Source organism: Denitromonas halophila, from assembly GCF_007625155.1.
Classification (GTDB): Bacteria; Pseudomonadota; Gammaproteobacteria; order Burkholderiales; family Rhodocyclaceae; genus Nitrogeniibacter; species Nitrogeniibacter halophilus.
Map to the genome: position 1 here is coordinate 72,369 of NZ_VMNK01000002.1, position 16,089 is coordinate 88,457.

The 16,089-nt window shown below is 65.4% G+C and carries 15 protein-coding genes; 13 read left to right on the forward strand and 2 right to left on the reverse strand.

What is annotated here, in order from left to right; all coding sequences use genetic code 11:
- Positions 1-14: 14 nt before the first annotated feature.
- From FHP91_RS01180 to FHP91_RS01235, 12 genes are all read left to right on the forward strand, one after another.
- Positions 15-224 carry a rubredoxin gene (locus FHP91_RS01180; RefSeq protein ID WP_222105076.1) on the forward strand — a complete coding sequence of 70 codons (210 nt, stop codon included), beginning with the start codon at positions 15-17 and terminating at the stop codon, positions 222-224.
- Positions 225-226: 2 nt separating this feature from the next.
- On the forward strand, positions 227-712 hold the full coding sequence (hybE, locus tag FHP91_RS01185; RefSeq protein WP_144307874.1) for a [NiFe]-hydrogenase assembly chaperone HybE: 486 nt from the start codon (positions 227-229) through the stop codon (positions 710-712).
- Entirely contained in the window at positions 709-1,827 is a 1,119-nt protein-coding gene (locus FHP91_RS01190) for a hypothetical protein (RefSeq protein WP_144307875.1), read from the forward strand. Before hybE ends, FHP91_RS01190 begins: the two co-directional genes overlap by 4 nt.
- Positions 1,820-2,179 (forward strand): hydrogenase maturation nickel metallochaperone HypA, encoded by a 360-nt coding sequence (gene hypA, locus FHP91_RS01195; protein WP_144307876.1) that lies wholly within the window; start codon positions 1,820-1,822, stop codon positions 2,177-2,179. Before FHP91_RS01190 ends, hypA begins: the two co-directional genes overlap by 8 nt.
- Positions 2,180-2,194: 15 nt before the next feature.
- Positions 2,195-3,124, forward strand: coding sequence for a hydrogenase nickel incorporation protein HypB (hypB, locus tag FHP91_RS01200; RefSeq protein ID WP_144307877.1), 930 nt, complete (start codon positions 2,195-2,197; stop codon positions 3,122-3,124).
- Positions 3,108-5,462: a carbamoyltransferase HypF gene (gene hypF, locus FHP91_RS01205; protein ID WP_246116187.1), complete on the forward strand. Its 2,355-nt coding sequence runs from the start codon at positions 3,108-3,110 to the stop codon at positions 5,460-5,462. The genes hypB and hypF overlap by 17 nt, the downstream gene beginning before the upstream one ends.
- A 16-nt stretch (positions 5,463-5,478) precedes the next feature.
- Positions 5,479-5,724 carry a HypC/HybG/HupF family hydrogenase formation chaperone gene (locus FHP91_RS01210; RefSeq protein ID WP_144307878.1) on the forward strand — a complete coding sequence of 82 codons (246 nt, stop codon included), beginning with the start codon at positions 5,479-5,481 and terminating at the stop codon, positions 5,722-5,724.
- A complete protein-coding gene (hypD, locus tag FHP91_RS01215; protein ID WP_144307879.1) occupies positions 5,721-6,881 on the forward strand; it encodes a hydrogenase formation protein HypD in 1,161 nt (386 codons plus the stop codon). Before FHP91_RS01210 ends, hypD begins: the two co-directional genes overlap by 4 nt.
- A 652-nt stretch (positions 6,882-7,533) precedes the next feature.
- Positions 7,534-8,589: a hydrogenase expression/formation protein HypE gene (gene hypE, locus FHP91_RS01220; protein WP_144307880.1), complete on the forward strand. Its 1,056-nt coding sequence runs from the start codon at positions 7,534-7,536 to the stop codon at positions 8,587-8,589.
- A gap of 320 nt (positions 8,590-8,909) precedes the next feature.
- Complete coding sequence (locus FHP91_RS01225; protein WP_144307881.1) at positions 8,910-10,640, forward strand: hydrogenase maturation protein; 1,731 nt, start codon at positions 8,910-8,912, stop codon at positions 10,638-10,640.
- A complete protein-coding gene (locus FHP91_RS21580) occupies positions 10,637-12,082 on the forward strand; it encodes a sigma-54-dependent transcriptional regulator (protein WP_144307882.1) in 1,446 nt (481 codons plus the stop codon). Before FHP91_RS01225 ends, FHP91_RS21580 begins: the two co-directional genes overlap by 4 nt.
- A 78-nt stretch (positions 12,083-12,160) precedes the next feature.
- Positions 12,161-12,613 carry a DUF302 domain-containing protein gene (locus FHP91_RS01235; protein WP_144307883.1) on the forward strand — a complete coding sequence of 151 codons (453 nt, stop codon included), beginning with the start codon at positions 12,161-12,163 and terminating at the stop codon, positions 12,611-12,613.
- A 13-nt stretch (positions 12,614-12,626) separates the two neighbouring features.
- Here the strand turns inward: FHP91_RS01235 and FHP91_RS01240 are convergent, their stop codons facing one another.
- Both FHP91_RS01240 and FHP91_RS01245 read right to left on the reverse strand, forming a co-directional pair.
- Positions 12,627-13,868, reverse strand: coding sequence for a cation:proton antiporter (locus FHP91_RS01240; protein WP_144307884.1), 1,242 nt, complete (start codon positions 13,866-13,868; stop codon positions 12,627-12,629).
- Between the two features lie 117 nt (positions 13,869-13,985).
- Positions 13,986-15,572, reverse strand: coding sequence for an inorganic phosphate transporter (locus tag FHP91_RS01245; protein WP_144307885.1), 1,587 nt, complete (start codon positions 15,570-15,572; stop codon positions 13,986-13,988).
- A 227-nt stretch (positions 15,573-15,799) separates the two neighbouring features.
- Here FHP91_RS01245 and FHP91_RS01250 point away from each other — a divergent pair, with 227 nt between their 5' ends.
- A complete protein-coding gene (locus FHP91_RS01250; protein ID WP_144307886.1) occupies positions 15,800-16,084 on the forward strand; it encodes a hypothetical protein in 285 nt (94 codons plus the stop codon).
- Positions 16,085-16,089: the final 5 nt, after the last annotated feature.

A 16,089-nucleotide genomic window follows, 5' to 3' on the forward strand; every position in this document is an offset into this window, starting at 1 on the left:
GAGCGGAGATGAGCATGTTTGAAGGCAGCTATCTGGGCGACAATGAACGCATTGCCGATGCGGCCAAACTGGAGTGTGGCATCTGCTGGCAGGTATATGATCCGGCAGAGGGCGACCCGGTGTGGCAGATCCCGCCGGGCACGCCGTTTGCCGATCTGCCGGCGCACTGGACTTGCCCCAACTGCGATGCGCCGCGGCACAAGTTCATGGTGATCGAGGAGTGAACATGGTCTGTGTGGAAGATGCCTGCGATTCAAACCCGACCGCGATGGTCGAGGCGGTGTTTCGTCGCATCCACCACGAGCGAATGGCCGGTTTGCCCATCTGTAATTCTGCCTTGTCGGTGGCGGCGCTCGGGTTTCAGCGCTGGCAGGGTGACTGGGTCGGGGCGCTGGTGGCGCCCTGGACCATCAACTTGCTGATGCTGCCCGGCGGGGGCGCCTTTCGCGCGCTGTCGGTCGGGCAGACGCAAGACTGGGCGTTTCCGTCCGGCGACTACACGTTCATGGGGAGCCGGGAGCCCGGCCTGGGCGCCTATCAATTCTGTTCGCTGTTTTCGCCGGTGAATCACTTTGCCGATCAGGCCGAGGCCGAGGCCGTCGCCGATGCTGCGCTCGTCGGTTTGCTGACCGCGCCGCCCGAGGCGACACCGCCACCGGTTGATCGCCGTGCGTTCTTGCGCACCGCACTGGGTCGGAGGGCGAGCGCATGAACGCACCATTGCATCTTGCTGCGACGCTGAGCAGCGGCCGTGTGACCGATGTGCACGCCGAAAACAGCCGCCCGCTGGCGGCGCAACTACTGGTGGGCAAAACGGTGGACGAGGCTGCACGCCTCGCACCGGTGGTGTTCAGCCTGTGCGGCGTGGCCCAAGGCGTGGCGGTCAAGGCGGCGGCCGATGTGGCGGGTGGCGGCAGTTTTGTCATGACAGCCGAGATCGAACGCGCCCTGAGTCTCGAGGCCATCAAGCTGCACCTGTGGCGCCTGATGCTCGACTGGCCGGTGCTGTTCGGTCGCCAGCCCGAGCGTGCCCGTTTTGCCTTTGTACTCAAGCGGCTCGATAAGGTGACCGACGCGCGCAGCGCCTACGACGCCGGTGGTGAGGTGCTCGATCTGGTCGCCCGCGAACTGCTGGCCGGCTTCATGAATTCCCTGCGCGAGCCGCGCAATCTGTCTGAGATGGCCGATGCCTGTCGGCGTAGCGGCAGCATCGGCGATGCGCTGGCCCGCCTGATCGAAGCCGGCGCCAGCGATCCGCTGGAAGATCCAGTCCCCCTGTTGGCACCGCTGCCCGCCAGTGTATTTGCCGATGCCTTGCCCGGCGGCTGGCCCGATGCCGACTATTGCCGTGCGCCGCACTTGTCGGGCGACGCGTACGAAACCGGCCCGTTGGCTCGTCATGTGAATAACCCGCTGGTGGCGCGTCTGGTGGTGCAGCGGCATCGGATCGCGGCCCGGCTGTTTGCGCGCGTGGTCGAAATGTCCGACTGCGCCAGTCGGTTGCGTCATCCACTGCCTGACGACATGCCGGCCTTGGTGGATGTCGCACCGCTGGCGGGGGGCGGGGCACTGGCCCGCATCGAGACCGCGCGCGGCGTGCTCTTGCATGCGTTGCGCCTCGACGGTGACACGGTGGCGGACTACGCCATTGTCGCGCCCACCGAGTGGAATTTCCGCCCCGGCGGCGTGTTCGAGCAAGAAGGCGCCGGCTGGGCGGCGACCGACGTGGCCTATGCCGAGTGGCGTCTGCGCGCGCTCGCGCTGGCGCTCGACCCCTGCGTGCTTTACGACGTGGCCGTGACCGAGGAGACCGCGGCCGATGCATGAGATGTCGCTGGCCGAAGGCATTCGCGGCATTGTCGAAGATGCGGCCATTGCTCAAGGTTTTACCAAGGTCAACGCGGTGGTGCTCGAAGTGGGCGCATTGTCATCGGTGGAAATCGAGGCGTTGCGTTTTTGCTTCGAGGTGGTGATGAAAGGCACCGTCGCCGAAGGCGCGCAGATGGAGGTTGATGCCATCGCCGGCATCGGGTGGTGTTTGCCTTGCGCGAAAAGCGTGGCGATCGCCCAGCTATATGACCCCTGCCCGCATTGTGGCAGCTATCAGGTGCAGGCCACTGGCGGCACCGAGATGCGGGTCAAGGCGCTGGATGTGCAGACCGCGCCCAGCGGCGTGTGAGTCAAGGAGAACATAATGTGTACTGTATGTGGGTGTGGCGTTGGTGAAGTGATGATCGGCCGGCCGAGCGGCACCGCGCAGCGCAAGAGTGCGCCGACGACGGGCTGGAAGATGGTCTCGGTCGAACCGGCCCAAGAAGACGCGCCGGCTGAACCGCATACGCCGACCCAGGATCACGATGGTCACATGCACTTTGGCCATGGCCCGGCCCATGCGCATGCGCCCGGGTTGTCGCAACACGAGATGGTACGCATCGAGCAGGACATCCTTGGCAAGAACGACCACTTCGCCGACGCCAATCGTCGATGGCTCGCCGCGCGCGGCATTTTTGCGCTGAACCTGGTGTCCAGCCCGGGCTCGGGCAAAACAACGCTGCTGTGTAAAACCATCGAAATCTTGTCGAGTTGTGTCGCCGTGGCAGTGATCGAGGGCGACCAGCAGACCGAGTTCGACGCCGAGCGCATCCGCGCCACCGGCGCACCGGCGCTGCAAATCAACACCGGCAAGGGTTGCCACCTGGACGCAGCAATGGTTGGCCAGGCGCTGGCGCGGATGGCGCTGACAGACAACAGTCTGCTGTTGATCGAGAATGTCGGCAACCTGGTGTGCCCCTCGGCTTTCGATCTGGGTGAGGCGCACAAGGTGGTGATTCTGTCGGTGACCGAGGGCGAAGACAAACCGCTCAAGTACCCCGACATGTTCGCCGCCGCCGATGTGATGCTGCTCAACAAGACTGACCTGCTGCCGCACCTGAGTTTCGATGCCGACAAGGCGGTTGAGTTTGCGCTGCGGGTCAATCCGCGCCTCAAGGTGTTCCGCGTATCGGCCACCACGGGCGAGGGTTTTGACGACTGGCTGGCCTGGATTGAGTCGGGGCTTCTGGCCGCCGCCGCGAGCGGGCACGAGACTGACCACAAGGAGAATGCGCTTGTCGCAGGATATTGAAGGCGCCGTACAGATGAATACCGACGCACTCACGGATCGCAGCCAGCGCTGTCGGATCCGGGTGCGGGGCGTGGTGCAGGGGGTGGGCTTTCGGCCCTTCGTGTTCCGGCTTGCGCAGCAACTCGATCTGGCCGGCTGGGTGCGCAACGACGGCGAAGGCGTCGAGATGGAAGTACAGGGTGCGCCCGGCAATGTGTCGGCGCTGCTTGCGCGCATGATCAAGGAGGCGCCGTCGCTGGCGCGGGTCGATACCGTCGAGCGTGCTGACTGTGTCTCGTTGCCCGAGGACCGCGGCTTTACCATTCGCCCCAGCGAAGGCGGCGCAGTCACTACCGCCATCGGCCACGACAGCACGGTGTGCCCGGATTGTCTGAGCGAGCTGTTTGACCCGGCCAATCGGCGCTGGCGCTATGCGCTGATCAACTGTACCCACTGCGGCCCGCGCTACACGCTCACCGGCCGCCTCCCTTATGACCGTGCCAACACCAGCATGGCAGGCTTCGTACAGTGCGACACCTGTCAGGACGAATACGAGGCGCCGACGCACCGTCGTTTTCACGCCGAACCCAACGCCTGTCCGGACTGCGGCCCGCAGCTGTCACTGCTGCAGGCCGATGGCGTACGTGTCGCCTCGCATGACCCGGTGGCCGACACATTGCTGCATCTGCTCACCGGCCACATCGTCGCCATCAAAGGCGTAGGCGGCTTCAATCTGGTGTGCGATGCACGCAACCCCGAGGCCGTTGAACGCCTGCGCGCCCGAAAGGCGCGTGGCGACAAACCCTTTGCGGTGATGGTGGCCGGTGTCGCCTCTGCGCGAATTTATGCGCGCGTGAATCCCGAAGAAGCCGAACTGCTCGACGCGCCCGAGCGCCCCATTGTGCTGCTCGATAAACACAGCGACGCCGACATGCACCTGTGGGGCGTGGCGCCCGATCTGGACCAGATCGGCATCATGCTGCCCAACTCGCCGCTGCATTACCTGCTGTTCCATGACGAAGCCGGCCGGCCGACTGGCACCGACTGGCTCGACGAAGCGCAGCCGATGGCCCTGGTGATGACCTCGGCCAACCCCGGCGGCGAGCCGCTGGTGATCGACAATGACGAAGCCCTCAGCCGCTTGAGTGGCATCGCCGAGCTGTATCTGATGCACGACCGCGATGTGCTGGTGCGCTGCGACGACAGTGTCGCCCGGTTCACCCAGGGCGCGCCGTCGTTCATCCGCCGGGCACGCGGCTACACCCCGACCGCCATTCGCCTGGCACACAAAGGCCCGCCAACGCTGGCCTTTGGCAGCTACCTGAAAAACACCGTTTGCCTCACCCGCGGCGACGAAGCCTTTTTGTCGCCACATGTCGGCGACCTCTCCAACCCCGCCACCTGCACGGCGATGGACGCGACGGTTGCGCATCTCATGACCGTGCTGGCCTGTCGGCCCGAGTGGGTCGCCTGCGACTGGCACCCCGACGTGTATGCCACGCAGGCCGCGCACCGCTATGCCGAAACCCACAATCTGCCGCTGATCGCCGTGCAGCACCACCATGCGCATATCGGTGCGGTGCTGGCCGAGCATGGCGTCGACGAGCCGGTGCTCGGGCTCGCGCTCGATGGTGTCGGCCTGGGCAACGACGGCACCGCTTGGGGCGGTGAATTGTTGCGTGTGGATGGCGCGCAGTGCGACCGCCTCGGACACCTGCAACCGCTGGCCTTGCCCGGTGGCGACCGCGCCGCCCGCGAGCCGTGGCGCATGGCCGCCTCGGCGCTACATGTGATGGGCTTGAGCGAGCATATCGCCGAGCGCTTCGGCCATTTGCGCGGCGCCGATCGCATTGGCGCCTTGCTCGACGCCGGCACGCGTTGCCCGCCCACGACAAGCATGGGTCGCTGGTTCGATGCTGCCGCCGGCCTGCTGGGCGTGTGCGATGTGATGCACTACGAAGGCGAAGCGGCCATGCGGCTCGAATCCCTTGCGGCCGAATACGGCCCGGCGCTGGCGCTGCCCGGTGGCTGGCAGATCGATCATGACAACACGCTCGACCTCATGCCGACGCTGTTGGCCTTGCGCAACACCGCTGAGGCGCACCGCGGCGCGGCGGTGTTCCATGCCACGCTCATCGCGGCGCTGGAAGCCTGGGTGATTACCACCGCGCGTAGCGAGGGCGTGCGTATCGTCGCGCTTGGCGGCGGTTGCTTCCTGAACCGTTTGCTCACCGAAGGCTTGAGCCGCCGGCTCGCCGTGCGTGGCCTGACCGTGCTGCGTGCCCGGCAGGCACCGACCAACGACGGTGGCCTCGCGTTGGGACAAGCCTGGGTCGCCATTCAAACGGCCATGGCCTGAGCCCGGAGACCACACCATGTGCCTCGCCATTCCCGCCCGCATTGTTGAAAAGCTCGACGGCGACGCCGCCCGTGTTGACCTCGGTGGCGTACGCAAGGAGATCTCGCTCGCACTGGTTGACGGCGCTGAAGTGGGCGACTACGTGATCGTGCATGTCGGCTATGCGCTCTCCAGACTCGATCCTGAAGAAGCCGCCAAAACGCTCGCCTTGTTTGAGGAAAGTGGGCTCGACCTGCAAGCCATCGCCGCCGGCAGCGCATGAAATACGTCGACGAATTCCGCGACGGCGATGTCGCCGCCAAGCTCGCCACGGCCATCGCGCGTGAGGCCGACACCGGCCGTGACTACGCCTTCATGGAGTTCTGCGGCGGCCACACGCACGCCATCTCGCGCTACGGCGTGACCGACTTGCTGCCTGTCAATGTGCGCATGATCCACGGCCCCGGCTGCCCGGTCTGCGTATTGCCCATCGGCCGCATCGACATGGCCATCCGGCTGGTGTTGTCGCGCCCCGACGTGATCCTGTGCACCTATGGCGACTGCTTGCGTGTGCCGGCCTCTGAGCAGCTGTCGCTGCTCAAGGCCAAGGCGCGCGGTGGCGATGTGCGCATGGTGTATTCCGCGGCCGATGCGCTGGCGCTGGCGAGCAAGCACCCCGAGCGCGAGGTGGTGTTCTTCGCCATCGGCTTCGAAACCACCACCCCGCCGACTGCGCTGGTCATCAAGCAGGCACAGGCGATTGGGCTGGCCAACTTCAGCGTGATCTGCAACCACGTGCTCACGCCGTCGGCGATCATGACGATTCTGGAGTCGCCCGAAGTGCGCGACCTGGGCACGGTGCCGCTCGATGGATTCATTGGCCCGGCGCATGTGTCGACCATCATCGGTAGTCGGCCCTACGCCTTCTTTGCCGAGGAATATCGCAAGCCGGTTGTCATCGCAGGCTTCGAACCGCTGGATGTGATGCAGGCCATTCGCATGCTGATCCGGCAGGTCAATGAAGGCCGCGCCGAGGTCGAAAACGAATTCACCCGTGCGGTGAGTGAGGACGGCAATTTGAAGGCGCAGGCACTGGTCAGCGAAGTGTTCGAACTGCGTCGCAGCTTCGAATGGCGCGGCCTGCACGAAGTGCCGTACTCGGCCCTGCGCATTCGGCGCGCGTTTGCCGACTGGGACGCCGAGTGCAAGTTCGGGCTGGCCTTTAAGTCCGTGCCAGACAACAAGGCCTGTGAATGCGGGGCGATTCTGCGCGGCGTGAAGACACCGACCGACTGCAAGATTTTTGGCACGGTGTGTACGCCGGAGAACCCGATGGGCTCGTGCATGGTGTCGAGTGAGGGCGCCTGTGCGGCGCACTACAACTATGGGCGGTTTCGGGATATACCGGTGGTGGCCGAGCCGTCGGCGGCGGTGTCTTAAGCCGTGCCGGGCGCTTGGTTGGGTGCTCGCTTCGGATTCACGTTGGCTGGGTCTCGCCCCGGCGGGCGACATCCTTTCTTGCACGCGCAAGAAAGGACGCAAAGAAGGCGCCCCGCTGTACCGCCGGCTTCGCCGGTCCCCTCTCTGCGCCCGGCGCCGGCGGGTCGTGTCGCAAACTCGCCCTTCGGGCTCAGACAAGCGACACGACAATTCCCGCCGCCCCCGGACTCCGTTCGGCGGCACAGAAGGGGTTGGGGTACGCGGGCTCGGCTTCGCCATCGCCCGCTCGGGCGGCGCGTCGTAGGGCGGGTTTCAACCCGCCCTACGAAACCTCCGATTGTTCCAGCTGTTGCCGGCGGGCACCCCGTTCCCCTCTGTCGTGCCGAGCGTAGCAAGTGCGGGGCGGAAAAAGCGGCTTCGCTGTCTGAGCCCGCAGGGCGAGTTTGCGAAGTCGCCCGCCCCGGGCTTGCGGAGGGAGGGAAGCCCGAAGGGCCACGACAGTGGGGCGTGCTTCTTTGCTTACCTTTCTTGCACGAGCAAGAAAGTAAGTCGCCCGCCGGGGCGAGACCCGGCCAACGCTCGCCTCAAGAATTGCACAGCCCGTTCTACGGGCAAGAATCAACGACACGGCGCAACGCGCCCACCTACTCCTATGGCTGAAATCAAAAAGGGCTACGTCCGCCCCCTGGACCTCAAGACCGGCCGTATCGACATGGGCCACGGCGCCGGTGGCAAGGCGATGGCTCAGCTCATCGACGAGATCTTCGCCCGAGCCTTCGCTAACGACTATCTCGCCCAGGGCGACGACGGCGCCGTGCTGCCGGCCCCCGAACCCGGCGAGCGGCTGGTGATGGCCACCGATGCGCACGTGGTGTCGCCCTTGTTCTTCCCCGGTGGCGACATCGGCTGCCTGTCGGTGCACGGCACGATCAACGATGTGGCGGTGATGGGGGCGCGGCCGCTGTATCTGGCGGCGAGCTTCATCCTCGAAGAAGGTTTTCCGCTGGCGGAGCTCAAGCGCATTGTGGATTCCATGGCCGCCGCCAGCCGCGAGGCCAGGGTGCCGGTGGTGACTGGCGACACCAAGGTGGTGGAGCAGGGCAAGGGCGATGGGGTGTTCATCAGCACCACGGCGGTGGGTGCCTTGCCGGCGGGGCGGTCGCTGTCGGGTGCGAATGCGCAGCCGGGCGATGTGATTCTGGTCTCCGGCACGCTGGGCGATCACGGCATGGCGATCATGGCGCAGCGCGAGTCGCTGGCCTTTGATTCTGAAATTGCCTCCGATACCGCCGCGTTGCACGGTTTGATCGCCGATTTGCTGGCTGCGGTGCCGAGCGTGCGTGTGTTGCGCGACCCGACGCGTGGCGGGCTGGCGACGACTCTCAACGAGATCGCCACGCAGTCCGGCGTCGGCATGACGCTGGACGAAAAAGCGATTCCGGTGCGCGAGCAGGTGGACGCCGCTTGCGAGCTGCTTGGACTTGATCCGCTGTATGTGGCCAATGAGGGCAAGCTGGTGGTCATCGTGCCGGCCGAGGCCGCCGACGCGGCGCTGGCGGCGCTGCGCGATCATCCGCTGGGGCGCGAGGCGGCGCGCATCGGCGAGGTGACGATCGACCCGAACTGCTTCGTCCAGATCCGTACCGGATTCGGCGGCAAGCGCATGGTGGACTGGCTGTCGGGCGAGCAGTTGCCGAGGATCTGCTGATGGACGCATGCCGCGACGGTGCTCGCTTCGAAGGGACGTTGGCCGGGTTTCGCCCCGGCGGGCGACTTCCTTTCTTGTGGCGACAAGAAAGGAAGCAAAGAAGCGCCCCCCGCCGCCGTGGCCCTTCGGGCTGCCCTCGCTCCGCGAGCCCGTGGCGGGCAGCTTCGCAAACTCGCCCTTCCGGGGCTCAGACAGCGAAGCCGCTTGATCCGCCCCGGGCCCGCTGCGCTCGGCTCGGCAGAGGGGGAAGGGCGCGCCCGGGCGTCACCTCCCCCGTAGGGCGGGTTTCAAGCCGCCAACATCGATTCGAGACCTGACCCATGCGCATTTTGCTGCTCACCCATAGCTTCAACAGCCTCACCCAGCGCCTCTTCGCCGAGCTGTGCGAGGACGGTCACGAGGTGTCGGTCGAGTTTGATATCGCCGACTCGGTGGCCGAAGAGGCGGTGGCGCTGTTCGCGCCCGAGGTGATCGTCGCGCCTTTCCTCAAGCGGGCGGTACCCGAATCGATCTGGTGCGAGCACCTTACGCTGATCGTGCACCCCGGCATCGTCGGCGACCGTGGCCCGTCGGCGCTCGATTGGGCGATCATGAATGGCGAGGCCACGTGGGGCGTGACGGTACTGCAGGCTGAGGCCGAGATGGACGCCGGGCCGGTCTGGGCGACGCGGGAATTCCCGATGCGCGCAGCGCCCAAGGCGAGTGTTTACCGCACTGAAGTGAGCGAAGGCGCGCTGGCGGCGGTGCGCGAGGCGCTGTCGCAGGTGGCGGGCTGGCGTGCCGGCACGTGGTCGCCGGTGCCGCTGGGCGACTGGCCGAACGCGCGCGGGCAGTGGCGCGCGCTGATGCGTCAGGCTGATCGGCAGATTGATTGGTCGACCGACACGACCGCCACGGTGTTGGCCAAGATCCGCGCGGCTGATGGTTTTCCCGGTGTGGCCGATGCGCTGTTTGGCGAGGCGTGTCATCTGTTTGATGCGCAAGCCGGCACGGTGCCCGCTGGTGCGCAGCCGGGCGCGGTGGTGGGGCGGCGCGATGGCGCGATCCTGCGTGCGACGGTCGATGGCGCGGTGTGGATTGGTCATGTGAAACGCGGCGGCAGCGATCACCCCTTCAAGTTGCCGGTGACGCTGGCCTTCGCCGACGAGATCGCCGCGCTGCTGGTGCTGCATGGCGATGCCGACGCCGCCGAGATCGGCTACCGGGAATCGGATGATGGCCGGGTCGGCTTCCTGCGCTTCGACTTCACCAACGGCGCGATGGGCACCGACCAGTGCGAACGCCTGCGCGAGGCCATTGGCGCGGCAGGCAAGCGGCGGACGCGGGTGCTGGTGCTCGAAGGCGGGCGCGATTTCTGGTCGAACGGCATTCACTTGAACGTGATCGAAGCGGCCGAATCGCCGGCCGATGAATCCTGGGCCAACATCAACGCGATGAACGATGTGTGCCTCGCGCTGCTGCAGCTGACGGACAAACTCACTGTCGCGGCGATGCGCGGCAATGCTGGCGCGGGCGGTTGTTTTCTGGCACTCGCGGCCGACGTCGTGTGGGCGCGCGAGGGCGTGGTGATGAACCCGCACTACAAGAACATGGGCAACCTGTTTGGCTCGGAGTACTGGAGCTATCTGCTACCGCGTCGCGTAGGCGCCGAGGTGGGCCGGCAGATCATGGGCGATCGCTTGCCGCTGCTGGCGCGCAAGGCGGTGGCGTTGGGGCTGATTGACGATTGTTTTGGCGACACACCAGCCGCGTTTGAAGCCGAGGTGGTGAGGCGTGCCACGGCGCTGGCGACTGATCCGGCGCTGTCCGCGCGCATCGACGACAAGAAATCCCGCCGTGCCGTTGACGAGGCGGCCAAGCCGCTGGCTGACTACCGCGCCGAGGAGCTGCGCCACATGCAGCGCAATTTCTATGGCTTTGACCCGAGCTATCACGTGGCGCGCTATCACTTCGTGATCAAGAGCCCGCAGTCGTGGACGCCGCGCCATCTGGCGCGCCATCGGGATCTGGGCTGGCAGGCGCCGGCCACACAAGAGAGTGTTGTGACATGAGTCAGAATTTACCAACCGTGCTGGTCGTGGATGATGAGGTGCGCTCGCAAGAAGCGCTGCGTCGCACGCTGGAGGAAGACTTCACCGTGTTCACGGCCGCCTCCGCCGAAGCGGCGGCGGCGATCATGGCGCGCGAATGGGTGCAGATCGTGCTGTGCGACCAGCGCATGCCGGGTGCCTCGGGGGTGCAGTTTCTGGCTGAGGTGCGCGAGAAATGGCCGGACGCGGTGCGCATCATCATCTCGGGCTACACCGACTCGGAAGACATCATTGCCGGCATCAACGAAGCGGGCATCTATCAATATCTGCTCAAGCCCTGGCAGCCCGAGCAGTTGCTGCTGACGCTCAATGGCGCGGCCGAGATGTATCGCCTGCAAAGCGATAATCAGCGCCTGTCGCTGGACATGAAGGTGGCCGAGCCGGTGTTGCGCGAGCGCGTCGCGGGCAAGCGGGCAGCGGTGGCGCAGCGCTTTGCGGTGTCGGCGCTGCTGCGGGCGCCCAACTCGCCGATGAACGCGGTGTGCACATTGGTGGAAAAGGTGGCGCGCCTGGATGTGCCGGTGTTGCTGACGGGTGAATCTGGCACCGGCAAGGAGTTGCTGGCGCGTGGTTTGCATCTGGCCAGCCCGCGGGCCGAGGCGGCGTTCATCACCGAGAACTGCGGGGCGGTGCCCGACCAGCTACTTGAATCGGAGCTGTTCGGTTACAAGCGCGGGGCGTTTACCGGCGCCTATGAAGACCGCGTGGGCTTGTTCAAACAGGCCGACGGCGGCTCGATTTTTCTCGATGAGATCGGCGAAACCACGCCGGCCTTTCAGGTGAAACTGCTACGTGTGCTGCAGGAGGGCGAGGTGCGTCCGGTGGGGGCGCCGCGGCCGCTGCCGGTGGATGCGCGCGTAGTGACGGCGACCAACCGCGACCTGGAAGCCGACATGCAGGCCGGGCGCTTCCGTGAAGACCTGTTCTACCGCCTCGCCGCGATCACGGTGTGGGTGCCACCGCTGCGTGAGCGGGCCATGGACATTCCGCTGATTGCCAGCGCCTTCGCGGCCGAGCTGCGCAGTGTGGGCGGTGAGGCCTTCGCGCCGCTGGACAAGGAAGTGCTGGCCTGCCTGTGTGCCTACCGCTGGCCGGGCAATGTGCGCGAACTGCGCAACGAGATTCTGCGCATGGCGGCGCTGTCGGACGACGCTCGGCTGCGCGCGTCGGATCTGAGCCCGCGGGTGTTGCGTGCGGCCGAGGCCGATGATGAGGCAGAGCTCAATCTGCTGGCGGGCATGGACGGGGACCTGAAAGCGCGGTTGGAGACGCTGGAGGCGCGCATCGTCAAGGAGAGCCTGATTCGCCACCGCTGGAACAAGACGCGCGCGGCCAAGGAGCTGGGCCTGTCGCGGGTGGGGCTGCGCAACAAGCTGTCGCGCTACGGATTGGAGAAAAGCTGAGGCGAGTCATGCCATCGGTGTAAGGATTGGTTGTCGCGCCGGGTCTAAGCTCCTGTTAACCCCGACAGGAACCACCTCATGACCCGCTTGCGCTTTCTCGCCCCGTTGTGCCTCGCCCTTGCCAGCACTGCCGCCACGGCAGCCGATGGCCTGATCCAGATGAAGAGCCCGCACAGTGCGCGCCAGACCATGGACCGATTGGAAAACATCGTCAAACAGAAGGGCATGAACGTGTTTGCCCGCATCGACCACGCCGCTGGCGCGGCGAAAATTGGCGCTACGCTGCGCGCCACCGAGTTGTTGATTTTTGGCAATCCGAAGGGCGGCACGCCCCTCATGCAGTGCGCGCAGACCGCGGGCATCGACCTGCCGCTCAAGGCGCTGGTCTGGGAAGACGCCGATGGCCAGGTGTGGCTCGGTTACAACGATCCGGTATGGCTCGCCGCGCGCCATCAGGCCGGTGACTGCCCGGTGGTGCCGAACATTGCCAAGGCCTTGTCGGCGTTGTCGGCGGCCGCCACGGCGCCCTGAGTGGTGGCGCGGGTCAGTCGGCCGGACGGCCGATGGCCTTGCGCACCACGGCGCCGACGGTCATGCCCTGACCAAAGATTGAGGCCACCACCACTGCGTAGGTGAGCGCCAGCACCAGATCGCGCTCGGCGCCGGCCGGCAGCGACAAGGCGAGGGCCACCGAGATGCCGCCGCGCAGGCCGCCCCAGGTGAGCACTTTCCAGGCGCCGTCGGGCAGGCGGAAGCGTCGGTGGAACAAGGCCACCGGCGCGCCCACTGCGACCAGGCGGGCGAGCAGGGTGACGGCGATGACGAGGGCCACGGCCAGCGCCAGACCCGGTGCGTATTCGATCAGCACGATCTCCAGCCCGATCAGCACAAACAGCACGGCGTTGAGCATGGCGTCGATCAGATCCCAGAACATGTCGAGGTATTCGCGCGTCTTGTGCGACATGGCCATGGCGCGGCCGTGATTGCCCACGATCAGGCCGGCCACCACCATGGCCAGCGGGCCGGAAACATGCAGGTGGGTGGCCAGGGCGTAACCGCCGAGAACCGCCGCCAGGGTGATCAGCACCTCTTCAGCGTAGCTGTCGATGCTTTTGAGCATGTGATAGGTGATGGCGCCGAGCAGCAGGCCAAAGAGGATGCCGCCGCCGACTTCCTCGGCCACCAGAAGGCCGACCTGGGCGGCCTCGGGTGCCTGGCCGCTGGTGGCGGCGGCGAGCAGCACGGTGAATACCACCACGCCGACACCGTCATTGAACAGCGATTCACCGGCGATCATCAGTTCGAGATTTTTCGGCGCGCCGGCCGACTTGACGATGCCCATCACCGCGATTGGATCGGTGGGGGAGATCAGCGCGCCGAACAGCAGGCAGTAAATCAGTGGCAGCTCGATCCCGATCCAGGGCAGCAACAGCCACACCGATGCGCCGATGAGGGCAGTCGACAGCAAGGTGCCAAACACGGCGAGCGCACCGATCTGCCAGCGATAGGCTTTGAGTTCGCTGAGGTCGACATGCATGGCGCCGGCAAACAGCAGCAGCGAGAGCATGCCCTGCATCAGCACGTCGGAGAAATCGAGCGAGGAGAGCAGCGAGATTTCGTAGTCCTTCAGCGCGCTGATGCCGACCCGGTCGAGGCCCAGCACGATCAGCGACAGGCCCATCGCAATGGCCATCACGCCAATGGTGGACGGCAGACGGATGAAGCGCACATTGACATAGGCCATGGCGGCGGTCAGGACGAGAAAGATGACGGCGAGGTCGAACACGGGCAGGATCCTGCAAGAAAGGTCAGAGGGGAGTATGCCGGATAGATCGCCCGGGGCGGGCGTGGGCAAATAAAAACGGGCAGCCTGGGCTGCCCGTGGTGCGCAGGGCGGGGTGGCTCAGGGCGTCATCATGCCGCGGATCATGAAGAACAGCATGGCCGCCATGAGCGCCGAGGCCGGCACGGTAATGACCCAGGCCGCAGCAATGCGCTTGAGCTGCGAGCGCTTGACCAGTTCCTGGCGATAAACGCGCTTCAGGGCTTTGCGCTCTTGCTTGGAGAAGTGTGCCGGGTCGAGGTGGGCTTTGGCCTGCTCCTTGAGCGCGGTCAGCATCTGGCCTTTTTCGGCCACCGGTGCGGCGTTGAACTTGACCATGAAGGCGTCGATCGCGCCCTGATCGTCTTCCGGGTGGTGCGCCTTGATCTCGTCTTCCATGCGCGCGTATTTGTTCTTGATCCACTCGCGCAGGAAGCCAACACCGAATACGCCGCCGACGGCGATGTGGGTTGAGCTGACCGGCAGGCCCAGCTGGCTGGCGATAATCACCGTGATGGTCGCCGCCATGGCAATACAATAGGCGCGCATCTGATCAAGTTCGGTAATTTCAGAGCCGACGGTGCGAATCACCTTGGGACCGTACAGCGCCAGACCCAGCGCGATGCCGACGGCACCGACCATCATCACCCACAGCGGAATCGCCGCCTTGGCTTGAACCTGACCGGTTGCGCTGCCCAGCACATCGACAATCGCGGCCAGTGGGCCAACCGCGTTGGCCACGTCGTTGGAGCCGTGCGCAAACGACAGCAGGGCCGCGGCGAAGATCAGCGGCACCGTAAACAACTGCTTGATGCCGGCCTTGTCGTTGGTGAGTTTGTCGGCCTGACGCGCAACGACGGGGCGCAAGATGAAGAAGCTCAGCGCAGCGGTGACGGCGCCAATGAGAATGCCCTGGCCAAAGCTCAGCTTGACGATGGCCTTGACACCTTTGAGCAGCAGGTAGGAGGTGGTCGCCCACACCATCAGCGCCAACATCAGCGGCACCCAGCGTTTGGCTGCGGCGCGCATGTCGGTGTGGTAGGTGACGCTGTGTTTCACGAAGTACAAGAAGCCGGCTGCCACCAGACCGCCCATCACCGGTGAGATCACCCAGCTGGCGACGATGCCGCCGACCGTGCCCCAGTTGGCGATACCGAATCCGGCCGAGGCGATACCCGCGCCCAGCACCGCGCCGACGATGGAGTGTGTGGTCGACACCGGTGCGCCGACTGCGGTCGCGATGTTCAGCCACAGCGCGCCGGCCAATAGCGCCGCCAGCATGACCCACACGAAGGCCTGACCGCTGGGGAGCTGGCTGGCGTCGATGATGCCCTTGCGGATGGTGCCAACCACCTCGCCGCCGGCGATCAGGGCGCCGGCCGCTTCAAACACCGCCGCGATGACCAGTGCCAGGCCCAGGCTCATCGCTTTGGAGCCGACCGCCGGCCCAACGTTGTTGGCGACGTCGTTGGCGCCGATGTTCATGGCCATGTAGCCGCCGACCACCGCAGCGACCACCAGCATCACGTTGACTTCGCCACCGATGCCGCGCGTGGCTGCAAACAGGATCACCCCGACGATGAACAACAATCCCATGCCGAGCCGGAACAGTTCGCCGCTGCCGCGTTGGGTGGCGCGTTCAAGTTCGCTGATGTGTTTGAGTTCCACGAGGTTTCCGCTTACTTGAAAAAAACGAATTGTTTCAGATTTATGAGGCGCCACAAAGGCGGATTGCACAATTTTTTCAAGGATCTGACCGCTGGTCGCGCTTGTCATAGCGTGAGCGCGCGCTGATCTGTGGCAAAGCCCGTGCGCGCGAAAGCCGGTAACCTGTGGTTCTTGCACCGTGCACGAGCGCAATCGTGCGCACGCGAATCAATCTCAGAGGACCCCCCATGGCATGGGAAATGGCGTTTCCGATCGTACTGATCCTGACCTTGTTCATCTCCGCATTCATTGTGTTGACCAAGCATCAGGCGCACATGAAGGCCCAGCGTAATCTGCCGGATCGGTCCGATTACCTGGCGGCGGTGGGTAATGACCGTGCTTGCAAGAAGTGCGGCGCTACCGAAACCGCCGAGCACGGCCTGAATGGCGGCGAAGACAATGTTCGCATCGTCACCTGCGCCAGTTGCCAGGCCTTGCTCTATCAATTCAAGCGCGAGCAGACGGCCGACTAAGGCTG

Coding starts and splice junctions, on each gene's coding strand:
- FHP91_RS01190 (WP_144307875.1), top strand. CDS start 709: ATGAACGCACCATTGCATCTTGCTGCGACGCTGAGCAGCGGCCGTGTG.
- FHP91_RS21580 (WP_144307882.1), top strand. CDS start 10,637: ATGAGTCAGAATTTACCAACCGTGCTGGTCGTGGATGATGAGGTGCGC.
- FHP91_RS01210 (WP_144307878.1), top strand. CDS start 5,479: ATGTGCCTCGCCATTCCCGCCCGCATTGTTGAAAAGCTCGACGGCGAC.
- hypA (WP_144307876.1), top strand. CDS start 1,820: ATGCATGAGATGTCGCTGGCCGAAGGCATTCGCGGCATTGTCGAAGAT.
- FHP91_RS01235 (WP_144307883.1), top strand. CDS start 12,161: ATGACCCGCTTGCGCTTTCTCGCCCCGTTGTGCCTCGCCCTTGCCAGC.
- hypB (WP_144307877.1), top strand. CDS start 2,195: ATGTGTACTGTATGTGGGTGTGGCGTTGGTGAAGTGATGATCGGCCGG.
- FHP91_RS01180 (WP_222105076.1), top strand. CDS start 15: ATGTTTGAAGGCAGCTATCTGGGCGACAATGAACGCATTGCCGATGCG.
- hypE (WP_144307880.1), top strand. CDS start 7,534: ATGGCTGAAATCAAAAAGGGCTACGTCCGCCCCCTGGACCTCAAGACC.
- FHP91_RS01225 (WP_144307881.1), top strand. CDS start 8,910: ATGCGCATTTTGCTGCTCACCCATAGCTTCAACAGCCTCACCCAGCGC.
- hybE (WP_144307874.1), top strand. CDS start 227: ATGGTCTGTGTGGAAGATGCCTGCGATTCAAACCCGACCGCGATGGTC.
- hypD (WP_144307879.1), top strand. CDS start 5,721: ATGAAATACGTCGACGAATTCCGCGACGGCGATGTCGCCGCCAAGCTC.
- FHP91_RS01250 (WP_144307886.1), top strand. CDS start 15,800: ATGGCATGGGAAATGGCGTTTCCGATCGTACTGATCCTGACCTTGTTC.